The organism is Halanaerobium sp. ST460_2HS_T2 (assembly GCF_003337665.1).
GTDB lineage: Bacteria > Bacillota > Halanaerobiia > Halanaerobiales > Halanaerobiaceae > Halanaerobium > Halanaerobium kushneri.
On the sequence record NZ_QPJF01000013.1, the window covers coordinates 57,265 to 70,025 of the forward strand.

Annotated in this window: 11 protein-coding genes; 4 read left to right on the top strand and 7 right to left on the bottom strand. The window is 36.0% G+C overall.

From position 1 onward, the window contains the following. Positions 1-204 precede the first annotated feature (204 nt). Genes DFR80_RS07705 through DFR80_RS07715 form a run of 3 tightly spaced genes read left to right on the top strand, consistent with a single transcriptional unit; the run spans position 205 to position 3,128 of the window. A complete protein-coding gene (locus tag DFR80_RS07705; protein WP_114489653.1) occupies positions 205-1,434 on the top strand; it encodes an EAL and HDOD domain-containing protein in 1,230 nt (409 codons plus the stop codon). A 21-nt stretch (positions 1,435-1,455) separates the two neighbouring features. Further along, complete coding sequence (locus DFR80_RS07710; protein ID WP_076544065.1) at positions 1,456-1,977, top strand: hypothetical protein; 522 nt, start codon at positions 1,456-1,458, stop codon at positions 1,975-1,977. 47 nt (positions 1,978-2,024) lie between these two features. Next, positions 2,025-3,128 (top strand): DUF362 domain-containing protein, encoded by a 1,104-nt coding sequence (locus DFR80_RS07715; RefSeq protein ID WP_076544064.1) that lies wholly within the window; start codon positions 2,025-2,027, stop codon positions 3,126-3,128. A gap of 96 nt (positions 3,129-3,224) precedes the next feature. Here the strand turns inward: DFR80_RS07715 and DFR80_RS07720 are convergent, their stop codons facing one another. From DFR80_RS07720 to purB, 7 genes are all read right to left on the bottom strand, one after another. Beyond that, positions 3,225-4,343 (bottom strand): aldo/keto reductase, encoded by a 1,119-nt coding sequence (locus DFR80_RS07720; RefSeq protein WP_114489654.1) that lies wholly within the window; start codon positions 4,341-4,343, stop codon positions 3,225-3,227. Between the two features lie 25 nt (positions 4,344-4,368). Beyond that, positions 4,369-4,896, bottom strand: coding sequence for a hypothetical protein (locus DFR80_RS07725; RefSeq protein WP_114489655.1), 528 nt, complete (start codon positions 4,894-4,896; stop codon positions 4,369-4,371). 2 nt (positions 4,897-4,898) lie between these two features. Then, the gene (locus tag DFR80_RS07730) at positions 4,899-6,176 is read right to left on the bottom strand and encodes an AAA family ATPase (protein WP_076544061.1); all 1,278 of its coding nucleotides are present in this window, start codon (positions 6,174-6,176) and stop codon (positions 4,899-4,901) included. Positions 6,177-6,332: 156 nt separating this feature from the next. After that, positions 6,333-6,989 (bottom strand): serine O-acetyltransferase, encoded by a 657-nt coding sequence (cysE, locus tag DFR80_RS07735; protein WP_114489656.1) that lies wholly within the window; start codon positions 6,987-6,989, stop codon positions 6,333-6,335. A 212-nt stretch (positions 6,990-7,201) separates the two neighbouring features. Then, positions 7,202-8,494: a phosphoribosylamine--glycine ligase gene (gene purD / locus DFR80_RS07740; RefSeq protein ID WP_114489657.1), complete on the bottom strand. Its 1,293-nt coding sequence runs from the start codon at positions 8,492-8,494 to the stop codon at positions 7,202-7,204. Positions 8,495-8,517: 23 nt separating this feature from the next. Next, positions 8,518-9,789, bottom strand: a complete 1,272-nt coding sequence (locus tag DFR80_RS07745) for an adenylosuccinate synthase (RefSeq protein WP_076544059.1) — start codon at positions 9,787-9,789, stop codon at positions 8,518-8,520. A 186-nt stretch (positions 9,790-9,975) separates the two neighbouring features. Further along, complete coding sequence (gene purB, locus DFR80_RS07750; RefSeq protein ID WP_076544058.1) at positions 9,976-11,271, bottom strand: adenylosuccinate lyase; 1,296 nt, start codon at positions 11,269-11,271, stop codon at positions 9,976-9,978. Positions 11,272-11,580: 309 nt separating this feature from the next. Here purB and DFR80_RS07755 point away from each other — a divergent pair, with 309 nt between their 5' ends. Next, positions 11,581-12,702, top strand: a complete 1,122-nt coding sequence (locus DFR80_RS07755) for a DnaD domain protein (RefSeq protein WP_076544057.1) — start codon at positions 11,581-11,583, stop codon at positions 12,700-12,702. Positions 12,703-12,761 lie beyond the last annotated feature (59 nt).

Genomic DNA, 12,761 nt, shown 5'->3' on the forward strand with positions numbered 1-12,761 from the left:
TTACCCCGATAATTTGATATAGAAGAATTTCCCCTGTGAAAGGCCCGGAGGACCCCCAACCTACCGGGCTATTTTTTTTGTAAAATTATAGTTTTTAGTGTATAATTTACATTAACGGTATTTTAAAGCTTTTATTTTACCAATAATTATTTAAGCAGGGAATATTAAGTACATAAAATAATTTCAAAAAGAGAGTGATATTAAATGGGAAAATATATTGCTGCCAGGAAGCCAGTTCTCGACTCCAATCAAGAAGTATTTGCTTATGAGATCATCTTCAAAAATTCTATTGAAGAAAAAGGTATATCAGAAAACTCAAAGCTTTTTATAGAAGAAATTAGCGATGATATTAAGTTCTTTGAAAACAGCAATCTCGCTGATGGCAAAAAAGTTTTTATTCATTTTAATGCTGATTTGATCCAGAGTGAAGTACCTCAACTTGTCTCAAAAGATAATCTAGGTATTGAAATTTCGGAAGATATTAAGCTGAAAAATGAGATAATCAATACAATCAAAAAATTAAAAGATAACGGCTGTCTGCTTATTTTAAATCAATCAGTAAAAAATCCAGCTGTTAACCTTTATGAGTATGCAGATATTATCAAAATTGATTATAAAAAGGCTTCTAAAACCGAGCACAGAAGTTTTATAGAAACTATAAGGAATAAAAACTCTTCGCAAATAAAATTTCTGGCCCAAAATATCGATGAACACCATCAATTTAAAGAAGCAAAAGCAGCCGGCTTTGATTATTTTCAGGGGGTTTTCTTTACAAAAGCTGACATGGTAAATGATAGTGGAACTCCAGGTTATAAAATAAATTATCTTAATGTTTTAAAGGAGTTAAATAAAGCAGATGTCGATTTCGACAAAATAGAAAAACTTATAAAAAATGACATTTCTATGTCTTTTAGCCTTTTAAAAACTATTAACTCAGCTTCTTATGGCTATAATGTGGCTTCAATTAAACAGGCTTCTGCTTTACTTGGCGTTAAAGGTCTTAAAAAATGGAGTCTTCTCTACTTAATTAATGGTTTAAAAGATGATAAACCAAATATTCTCTTTGTTAATACACTAACCCGAGCTAAATTTGCCGAATCGCTTGCTGAAGAATTTAACGCAGCTGATAAAAGCGAAGACCTTTTTACAATGGGGATTTTTTCCATGTTGGATGCCTTTTTAAATAGATCTATGGCAAAAATTATGGAGGAAACAGCTCTGACAGAAGAAATAAAAGAAGCAATTTTAATCAGAGAAGGGGTAATGGGAGAAATCTTAAATCTTGTTATTGCTTTTGAGCGAGTTAAATGGGACCAGGTTGCCTTAATAGAAAGAAAAAATCAGCTTGATCCAAAAAAACTTTATAACAAATACCTTAAGGCAGTTGATTTTGCTTATGAAACAATGGGCGTCTTAATCAAAAAACAGAAATAATTTAACTGTGAGGAGAGATTTATGCATTTTAAAAATAGAGAAATTTCTTTGATGGGAATTACAGTTGCCTTAATTATTGTCTTAGGTTTTATTTTTTATTTTTCTTCTTATATTCTGCCTTTACCCGGCTCAAAATTTATTATGATGGCGCCATTTTTGGCCTTTATGTATACTTTTCCTTTAATAAAAATAAATAAAAATGGAGTTATTCTTATTCTATCACTTCTTTTTGCTATAATGATGAGTTTCATTACTGTATTTATGGGAATAGCTATTTTGAGTGCAGGAATTTTGACAGAAATCACTTCTTATATTTTTAAAAAATATAAGAGAAAGACTGAAATTGTTTTCTCCACTGCTTTTTTCCCGTTTTATGGTTTTATTAGTTTTATAATTTTAAGTGAATTTTTACTGGGCTACAAACTGCTGAGTGAAAATTCGAGCTGGCTTTTAATTATAATTGGAATTACAATCTACTGTCTGGGACTCCTGGGCAGCAAAACTGCCATTAAAGTAAATGACAAAATACAATCAGCTAATTAAAAACACTGACTTTACAAATCAATTTTATTTGAAAGGGGAGATTTTTTATGGCAAGCAAAGTTTATATTGCCGATATGAAATCAACAACGAATAGTGAAAGTATGGTTAAAAAATTGGGGAAATTGTTTTATAAGGCAGGTTTTCACGAATTAATTGAGAAAGATGATTTTGTGGCAATTAAACAACATTTTGGAGAACCCGGAAATACAGCTTTTATTAGACCGGTTTTTACCCGCGAAATTGTTCAAATTGCAAAGAAATTAAAAGGAAAACCATTTTTGACTGATGCTAATACTCTCTACAGTGGACAAAGGTCCAATTCTGTAGATCACCTAAACTCAGCCATCGGAAATGGATTTGGTTATGCTACCGTCCAGGCACCAATTATTATTGCAGATGGGCTAAAAGGTAAAGGCTCTACTGAAGTTGAAGTTAATCTTAAGCATTTTGATAATGTTCGTATTGCTTCGGAAGTACTGGAGGCAGATGTTTTAATTAGTCTTGCTCATTTTAAAGGTCATGAACTGGCTGGTTTTGGAGGAACTTTTAAAAATATTGGAATGGGACTGGGCAGTCGAGCTGGAAAGCAGATGATGCATTCGGCAGTTCTACCTGAAATTACCGAATCAGAATGTATTAAATGTATGAAGTGTGTCAAACACTGTCCAGAAAACTGTATTATCATTAATGAAGATGAAAGTTATATTGATCATGAAATTTGTATTGGTTGTGGGGAATGCGTTGTCACCTGCCCAACAGATGCAATTTCTGTAGAATGGGAGTCAACCAGTGAAGGTATGGAAGAGCGTCAGGTTGAATTTACTTATGGAATTGTAAAGGATAGAAAAAATGTTTATATTAATTTCATTACTAATGTTTCACCTGACTGTGATTGTGCCGGCTGGAGTGATCGTCCAATTGTTAATGATATTGGTATTCTGGCTTCAAAAGATCCGGTCGCTCTGGAGCAGGCCTCTTTAGATTTGGTTAATCAGGCTGAGCCTAAAGGAATGCTTGAAGATCGTGATTTGAAGCCGGGAGAAAATAAGTTTAAAGCAGTTCATCCAAATACTGATGGTGGAGTTAGACAGATTGATTATGCTGCAGAGATTGGAATGGGCAGTAAAGAATATGAATTAGTCTCTTTATAAAATATGCAGATAATATACAGCTGTCGTGTAAAATCGGCTTTATATTAATCTTTAGAAAAGCCCAGCCTGAAAGCTGGGCTTTTTGTTAACTCTATTCTAATTCATTATATCACTTTCGCCCAGTTTATAATCGACTATCTCCAGCTTGTTTTTTAGATCAAGACCATATTTACAGGCTTTAAATTCAGTCGTTTTTTCCAATAAATCTGCCGCACTAAGTTCCAGCTTCTTATATCTTTCTTCTGCCAGTTCCCTATCGCCAAACCAGAAACGGAGACGATCTCTCAGGGCATATTCAGCAGGATTTCTGGGCCTGCCATCATACATCTGACGATCAAAATAGCCTTCCATTCTAAATACATCTTTAATATTTTCTCCAAATTTTTGCGATACACTGCAGCTATCACACTGACGACAGATATAATCTCCCAGTTCCTCAGCATTAGCGAACAATTCTTCTTTTTCAGCCTCATTCATTGGCTCAAACTCCTCTGCCAGTTTTAAATCCATTTCAAGCATTTCTCTATTATTCATTCCTGTCACTACAGCATCTACAGGCAAAGAAAAAACATAACGAAAAGCATCTTCCACGTTCTGCCATAAAAATCCATCCGCAAGTGGTTTCATGCAGAGAGTACCAATGTTTTTTTCTTTAACCAGAGGCAGCAATTCCGCTTCTAATTTAGGGAAGTTGAATTTATCAAAATAGTTGAAAAGTGTCATCATTACTTCAAATTCGCCTGTTTTTAAAGCTTCAATTAAAACATCAGGCTGTCCATGTCCAGTAATTCCGATATGTTTTACCTTTCCCATTTCTTTTGCCTTTTTAGCTGCTTCCAGTGAACCGCCCGGTTTTAATATATCATTTAAATCGTCCTGATCACCAACACCATGCATAAAAATAATGTCAAGATGATCTGTCTGCAGGTTTTTTAAGCTCCGATCTATTTCCTCCATTGCTCCTTTAGCATCTCTAACACCAGTTTTACTGGCAAGTATAATCTCATCTCTTCTTTGTTTTACAATTTCTCCTATCTTCTTTTCTGATTCCCCATCACCATAAGAAGCCGCAGTCTCAAGATAATTACCTCCTCTATCTAAATAGGTATTTAATAAGTTAGCAGCCTGATCGGCAGGAATTTCTATTAAATGAAATCCTCCAAATCCCAGTAAACTAATTTCTAATCCAGTTTTCCCAAGCTTCCTCTTTTGCATTTTTAATTCCCCCATTTTAAGTGATTTAATTTATATTAATAAATTTATTGAAAAAATATCTAAACGAATTATTTTTTTCTAATGCAACTTTAATTGAAAATACCTTTATAATTTCCTGCATAAAATCAATTCTAGAATCATATTTTGTCTCTAATAATTCATTAAAATCCTCTTTAAATAAATCATTTGTATCCTCAAAATTATGGATACCAATATTTGAACTTGTTTTTTGATCCAATCCAGCAAGATACCAACTCTCAATTTCTTTTATAACAACAATGATTTTTTTAAGAGAAACATTTCCAAAAGCCTCTAAAATCTTCTCTTTTTTTTCAGTCACACAACTATTTTCATCCAAATCTCCCACCAAAAAATAATCTGCCTCCATTGAATTAATACTTTTAATAAACTTTTTGATTTTTTTATATTTCTGCTGGGCGTATTGCCAGATGACAATATTATCATAATCATTTTCAAATAAAGGCATGATTATCTCTCTAAAAAATCTTTCATCGTCATTTCCTTCAACTAGGATATATAATTGTTTATACAAAACTACACCTCCAGTAAATTTTGTATATACAAATCATCTATTCCCATGTCATTTTCAAGAAATATTTTAACTTCTTTATTTTCTACGGGTTTGGTAATTTTAGAAAATCCACTTGTATCACGATGAACCAAAAATAAATCCTGCAAATCAATGTACTTGATCAACTCTGGATTATGAGTGGTTATCAAAATCTGTTTATGTTTTGATGCATCAATGAACATATCTACCAATTTAGAAATAAGATGAGGATGAATATTTCTTTCAGGCTCTTCTATTATTGCAATTTTTTTCTCTTCAAAATAAAGGGCGATTATTAAAGCAATTGTACTTATAGTTCCATCAGAAAGAATTGAAGCTGGAATATAATCTTTTTGGGAATATTCTTCTTTTAATTTGAAAAGTAATGATTTATCAGCAAATTTTTCAATATCAATATTCTTGACAAAAGGAAGAATATCTTTAACTATATTAGAAAATTTCCTTGCCTTTTCTGGATTTTCAATTATATTTTTTAATACTATGGCCAGATTTTCCCCATCTTCTTCTAATTCTGCCTTACCAGTTATAGGAGTTGCTTTTTTAGATAATAAGGGATTAATATTGTAAATTGAAATACCACCTAAAATTTCTTTAAGTGAGCGCTCAATAATAAAAGCAAATGGGGTCTCTAAAATCAATTCCTTATCAGAAAGGCTAATTTCTTCTACAAATGAAGGTAATATATTGTCTTTATTAATTTTAATCTGATCTGTTTTTAAAGTATCTTTATCAATTTTAATATCTAGATTATTATCTTCTTTCAACAATGTGAGAATAACTTCTCCCATTTCCTTTTGTCTTCTAGTTTTCTCAGCTATTTGGTTTTTCTTTTCAATCTCATGGTATTTAAATTTAAGAGTTAATTGATCCTCTTTAACTATATAATCTTCACCATTAAAATCAATTTTGAATTGATATTTGCTTTCATAAGCTTCTCGACAGAGTAGATTATCATTATTTTCTTTTTCAATCTTCTGTATATTGGGGCGATCAAAAATAATCTCTACCTTAAGGGGCTCCTGATCTCCAATATTAATATTTCTTAGATATTCAACTCCCCCCTGCATTGAAATAGCATTGCTTAAGCCACTGCGAATTATATCTCTAATAAAATCAAATATTTGAATAAAGCTGGACTTTCCGGCCGCATTAGCTCCCACAAAAACATTAAATTGTTTTAAATTAACTTCCAGTTCTTTAAAACTTTTAAAGTTTGAAACCTTAATTTTTTTGATACCCATTTCGCTCTTCCTCCTAACTAACAAAGCAGAATAATTCCCAAATTTAATTAAAATTATAATTCAGTAATTTTATTATATCACAGCAAGAAAAAAATGACAGCTCCCTGAGGGAAACTGTCATCTGTAATATTTATATTAAATTTTAAACTCTCAATTTTAACCGACATCTTCAAATGAATCACTGGTTAAAATTTCTTTTTTTAGTTTTGAAAAATCTGCTTCCAATTCGCGCAGTTTATCCCGAATTGGATCTGGAAGATCAGCATGTTCTAAATCGCGTTCCGGATGAACTCTACGGCCATCACGGGTTACAACTCGACCGGGAATACCGACAACTGTTGAATTTTCCTCCACATCTTTTAAAACAACCGAGCCAGCACCAATTTTAGCATCATCACCAATTTTAATTGAGCCAAGCACTTTAGCTCCAGCGCCAATCACTACATTGTTCCCTATTGTAGGGTGACGTTTGCCACGTTCTTTACCTGTTCCTCCCAGAGTCACTCCCTGATAAAGAGTTACGTTATCACCAATCTCAGTTGTCTCACCAATTACTACCCCCATACCATGATCAATAAAAAAACCACAGCCAATTTCTGCTCCTGGATGAATTTCAATTCCAGTCAAAAAACGAGAAAGCTGGGAAATAAGACGGGGGATCGTTCTTAATCCCTTACTGTAAAGCCAGTGCGAAAAACGGTGAAAAAGCAGAGCGTGCAGACCTGAATAAGCCAGGATAACCTCCAGCAGATTGTCAGCTGCTGGATCTCTATCAAAAACTGCATTAATATCGCATTTTAATCTTTTAAACATAAATTTTACCTCCTGAATTCGACAAGAACCGATGGGTACCCGGTACTTGTAAGTTTTTGTCGAACCATCTATTAAAATAAAAATATAAGTTCCATACTCAAGTTTATTATACCGACTCCAGGAGACAAATGCAAGCTCTATCTCAGCTGCAAATATCAACAAAAACTGACAGGTACACGGCACCTGTCGGTTTTTGTGATTTTTTGTCTAAATTACTCAACTGAGTTTTCAGGCACCTCTGAGATAGTAAAACCAATATCAGTTCTGTAATGCATGTCTTTAAACTCTACCTCATTAATATAATCGTAAACAGAATCAATAACGCTTAAAATTCCTTCTCCAACTGCTGTCATTCCGAGAACTCTGCCACCATCAGTGTAATATTTCCCATCTTCAAGCCTGGTCCCAGAATGAAAAACAATTAGATCATCATGATGCTTAAGATTTTCTAATCCTTTAATCTCATAACCTGTCTCATAAGTTAGAGGATAACCAGCGGCAGCAAGAATCACACAGACTGCATCACTGCCATAAACATTAATCTCTTTTTTATATTTTAATTTTACATCATTGGTCATCTGCATCAGCTCCAGCAGATCTTCTGCCAGCAGCGGCATAATAACCTGAGTTTCTGGATCTCCAAAACGCGCATTGTAATCAATTACTTCCGGACCATTTTCGGTCAGAATAATCCCAACATGCATCACACCCCGGTAATCAATCCCTTCACTGTTTAAAGCATGAAGGGTCGGTCTTAAGATCTCACGACAGATCTGATCCATTACTTCTGCATCTACATAGGGGGAAGGAGAATATGATCCCATACCACCAGTATTCGGCCCCTCTTCTCCCTCAAAAACTGCCTTATGCTCTCTGGTACTGGTTACAGGAAGAATAGTCTGGCCATCTGTCAGAGCAAAAATAGAAACTTCTTCTCCTTCAATGAAGTCCTCTACTACAATTCTGTCACCGGCATCACCAAATGCCTTATCCTCCATAATTCTGGAAACCGCATCCTGAGCATTCTGGTAATTAGAAGCAACAATTACTCCCTTCCCACCTGCCAGGCCATTAGCCTTAACTACAAGAGGATATTCAGCATTTTCAAGATAGTTCAGAGCAGAGTCCGGATCAGTAAAAACTTCGTACTCTCCGGTTGGAATATTGTATTTATTTAAAATTTCTTTGGCAAAAGCTTTACTACCTTCCAGCAGTGCTGCCTGTTTTTTAGGTCCAAATATCGGCAAATCACGCTCAACAAAATAATCAACTATCCCTGCCACCAGTGGCTCTTCCGGGCCAACAACAGTCATTCCAATTTCATTTTCACGAGCAAAATTGGCCAGGGATTCTATCTCATCTGTTTCTATATCAACTCTTTCTGCAATTTCTAACATTCCATCATTACCTGGAGCAGCGTAGATTTTATCTACTTTTTCGCTCTGATATAGCTTCCAGGCTAAGGCATGTTCTCTGCCTCCATTTCCTACTATTAATACCTTCATAACCGATCCTCCTCGTCTTTTATTTATCTGATAATTGCCTGTTTCCGGCCAGGTCCAACACTAATTATTTTAGCCGGAATTCCGATCAGTTCTTCAATTCTTTCTATGTATTTTTTAGCATTTTCGGGCAGTTTTTCAAAATCTCTAATCTCAGTAATATCTTCTTCCCAACCTGGCCATTCTTCGTAAACCGGCTCATAAGGAATTTCACTTTCCAGATAGGGAGGAAATTCTTCGACAATTTCTTCTCCGTGCTTATAGGCTGTACAGACTTTAATCTCATCCAGACCGGTTAAAACATCTATTTTAGTCAGAGCAATCTCAGTTAAACCATTAACTCTGACTGCATGTTTTAAAATCGGAATATCCAGCCAACCACATCGGCGGGGGCGGCCAGTAGTAACTCCAAACTCATGTCCCTTATCTCTTAGATATTCTCCCTGTTCGTTATCCAGTTCTGTCGGGAAGGGTCCTGCTCCAACTCGGGTGAGGTAGGCTTTAGTAACTCCAATTACATCATCTATAGTTGTGGGTCCCATACCAGTCCCGGTACAGACTCCGCCAGCAGTCGGATTGGAAGAGGTTACAAAGGGGTAGGTACCGTAATCTACATCAAGTAATGTCCCCTGAGCTCCTTCGAAAAATATTTTTTGATTTTTTTTATGAGCTTCATTAAGCAGTAGAGATGTATTTGTTACATATGGTCTCAACTTTTCTATGTACGGCTGGTATTCTTTAATAATTTCTTCCACTTTTAATGTTTTTGCATTATAAACCTTTTCTAATAATACATTATGATAATCAAGTGCTTTTTCCAGTTTGGCTCTCAATCTGCCTTCATCCAGCAGATCGGCAATTCTAATTCCCCGGCGGGCAGTCTTATCTGTATAACAGGGTCCAATTCCTTTACCGGTAGTTCCAATTTTACTGTCCCCTTTACGTTCTTCCTCCAGGGCATCAAGCATTCTGTGGTAGGGCATAATTACATGGGCTGTTTCGGAAATATAAAGGTTGGCCAGGGAAATTCCCCGATCTTCTAGGCCCTCCATCTCCTCAACCATGGCCTCAGGGTCAATTACTACTCCTCCACCCAGGACAGATTTTTTATCCTCATATAAAATTCCGGATGGAATCAAGTGCAGTTCAAATTTTTCCTGATCAACTATTACTGTATGACCGGCATTATTTCCGCCTCCATAGCGAACAACTAAATCAGCAGTTTCAGCCAGCATATCAGTAATCTTACCTTTGCCTTCATCGCCCCACTGTGCACCAACAACTATCTTATTAGACATTTAAATTCTCTCCTCACTTATTCTTTAATTTAATCTTTTCAGCTCTACTGTTTTACTAAAATATTTTAATTAAATATTAAATATTGTTCTCTCCAGCAGTTCTCCTTTATCTGAGTTAAGGACTATTAAATACTAACTTCTTAGCTCTTAACTATAGTTTAACAAAAATAAAGTGAATATGCATCCTTAAATTAATCCTGTCCGCGCAAAAACCCGATCAATGTTTTTTAAATAAACCTGCCAGTCGAAAATCTGATCAAGTTCTTTCTCATTTAAATATTCTCTAATTTCCTGATCAGCGGCAATCAGCTTTCTGTAATCTTTCTTTTCTTCCCAGGCAGTCATTGCATTTCTCTGGGCCAGCTCATAGGCGTCTTCTCGGCGCAGTCCCTTTTCCACTAAGGCCAGCATTAAGCGCTGAGAAAAAGTCAGACCTAGAGTCTTCTCCAGATTGAGCTTCATATTATCCTCATTGACTACTAACTCCTCCATTACTCCTTTAAACTTATGCAGCATGTAATCGAGCAGTACTGCACTATCAGGCAGTATAACCCGTTCAACTGAAGAATGAGTTAAATCTCTTTCATGCCAGAGGCTTACATTTTCTAAAGCCGGAACCACATTACCGCGGATTACCCGGGCCAGACCACTTAAACGTTCACAGACAATAGGATTTTTTTTATGCGGCATGGCAGATGAACCTTTCTGTCCCTTGCGAAAACCTTCTTCAACCTCGAGAATATCTGTCCGCTGCAGGTTTCTAATTTCAGTTGCAAATTTTTCTATAGAAGCAGCAGCCAGGGCAATTCTTTCGATAAAATCAGCATGCCGATCCCGCTGCAGAATCTGAGAACTAACCTTTGAATTTTTAAGCCCCAGAAGCTCACAGACCCTCTCTTCTACTGCCGGTTCAATAGTAGCAAAAGTTCCAACCGCACCGGAGATCTGTCCTACCGCTACAATATCTTCCAGCTGTTCAAAACGGGTAATCTGCCGCTCGATCTCCTGATACCAGTTTAAAACCTTAAGTCCCCAGGTAATGGGCTCTGCATGAACTCCATGTGTTCTGCCGACCATAATTGTATCTTTGTCGGCCAGAGCTTTTTGGCCCAGAGTGTTTTTTAGACTTCTTAAATCTTCTATAATCAGCTGACAGGCCTGCTGCATCTGCATTGCCCGGGCTGTATCTTTAATATCGGAAGAAGTAACTCCTTCATGAATAAAACGCGATTCCTCACCCAGATTCTCAGAGATTCCTTCAATAAAAGCAATCATATCATGACGAGTTTCTGCTTCAATTTCTTTTATCCTGGCTAAATCAACCTCTGCTTCCTGCTCAACCTTCTCAGCTGCACTAACTGGAATTTCCTTAAGCTCAGCTCTGGCCTTTAAAATAGCAATTTCAATCTCAAGCCAGATCTCATATTTTCTCTCCTCACTCCAGACATTCTCCATCTCTGCCCGGCTGTACCTTGAAAGCATAAATAATCTCCCTCTCTTTTTTTTCAAAATTAGATTAAATTTCTTTTAAAATAAATATCAGGCTTATTTCAGCAATTTAGCTGCTGAACAGCCAATAATATCTCTATTCTCTTTTTTTCAGTTTAATATTAGCAGATGCAGTGGTTGCTGTCAAGATAAGTCTCCTGCCTGACTGTTGAATTTTAACTAAATAACACATATAATTATTAACTGCAGCTGATAAATTTATTGGATTTTTTCTTAAAAAATCTCTGAGATCTGATATAATAAATGTAAGTGTTAAATTTTTGAAGGGCAAATGGTGATAAAATGAATACTAATTACTATAAAAAAACGTTAGATCTAAGTGAAGCTGACAGCAGACAGCTTTTAACTTTAGGTGACAGTTTAATCGAAAAAGGTTTTCTGCGCCAGTTTTCTGGCAGTGAGACAAAGGTTTTGCTTTATCTTCTCACTCATCGCAAAGAAGCCAGCGAAATTGAAATTGAACTCCCTCTGGCTGCTGGGGCTCTGGGGATGGAGATTGAATTTTTAAAATCTGCTCTCAAAGGGCTAGCCAGAACTGGAGTTATCAACCAGAAACCAGCTGAGGAGAATAACTTTTTTCGCTGTTTTCTAAATTTAGAAGCAGTTCTAAAAAAGAATGAAAATAAAAAGGTGGTAGAGGAGAGCTCTACTGCTGGGGCGGAAATCAGAAAACAGCTGATTAACAGTAATTCTGCCTCTAAAAATGAAATTGCGGCAGCTTTAATTTCTTTTCTCCCACCAGCCAGTAGAAATATTCACCGTCGAGAAGAAATAAAAAGCTGGCTTAATGATTTTGAAGCAAAAATGCTCAAAGAACTGGTGCGTAGAGTTGATAAGTGGCTCAAGAGGCAGGGGGCAACTGACCACCTTCAGGGAGCCTATGCTTATCTGAAGGCAATTATTGACAGCTGGTATCAGGAAGAAATCACTACCTACGAAAAGCTGCAGCAGCAGGATAAGCTGCATCGCGAAACCAAAGAACTTGCCCGGGCCTATGGAATCAGATCCTTTTCTTCTAATACAGCTCAGCTGAAAACTTTTCAGAACTGGCTCAGTGGGGAACAGGCCTTAAGTAAAGAACTGGCACTGGCTGCAATTAGAGAGGCAGTCCGCCGCAAAAGAGATGGACAGCCTTCTTTGAAATATGTTGAAGATAATTTTATCAACCCAATTAAGGAACTCGGAATCAATAATCTGGCAGATTTTCGCCGCTGGCTGCAGAAAGAAATGGATGGCAAAGCAGCTGAGGCTGACAGCAGAGATCAGGCTGAATCTGATTCTGGGGCTAAAAAGCAGAAAACTAAAAAAGATAAAGCTAAAAATAAAAAGAAGAACGAAAAAGATGATGAAGATAGCTATAAATGGAAAGACTTTTTTATAGATTTTGATAAATACAAGGAGTAAATTTTGTGTACTTGCAGTTATCATTTAAATAGATAGAAATTTTTATCTTGGTAAACGGT

Excerpts from the sequence above, each read along its gene's own strand:
- purB (WP_076544058.1), bottom strand. The coding sequence starts at position 11,271 with ATGCTTTCAAGGTACAGCCGGGCAGAGATGGAGAATGTCTGGAGTGAG.
- purD (WP_114489657.1), bottom strand. The coding sequence starts at position 8,494 with ATGAAGGTATTAATAGTAGGAAATGGAGGCAGAGAACATGCCTTAGCC.
- DFR80_RS07710 (WP_076544065.1), top strand. The coding sequence starts at position 1,456 with ATGCATTTTAAAAATAGAGAAATTTCTTTGATGGGAATTACAGTTGCC.
- cysE (WP_114489656.1), bottom strand. The coding sequence starts at position 6,989 with ATGTTTAAAAGATTAAAATGCGATATTAATGCAGTTTTTGATAGAGAT.
- DFR80_RS07705 (WP_114489653.1), top strand. The coding sequence starts at position 205 with ATGGGAAAATATATTGCTGCCAGGAAGCCAGTTCTCGACTCCAATCAA.
- DFR80_RS07730 (WP_076544061.1), bottom strand. The coding sequence starts at position 6,176 with ATGGGTATCAAAAAAATTAAGGTTTCAAACTTTAAAAGTTTTAAAGAA.
- DFR80_RS07720 (WP_114489654.1), bottom strand. The coding sequence starts at position 4,343 with ATGCAAAAGAGGAAGCTTGGGAAAACTGGATTAGAAATTAGTTTACTG.
- DFR80_RS07745 (WP_076544059.1), bottom strand. The coding sequence starts at position 9,789 with ATGTCTAATAAGATAGTTGTTGGTGCACAGTGGGGCGATGAAGGCAAA.
- DFR80_RS07755 (WP_076544057.1), top strand. The coding sequence starts at position 11,581 with ATGAATACTAATTACTATAAAAAAACGTTAGATCTAAGTGAAGCTGAC.
- DFR80_RS07715 (WP_076544064.1), top strand. The coding sequence starts at position 2,025 with ATGGCAAGCAAAGTTTATATTGCCGATATGAAATCAACAACGAATAGT.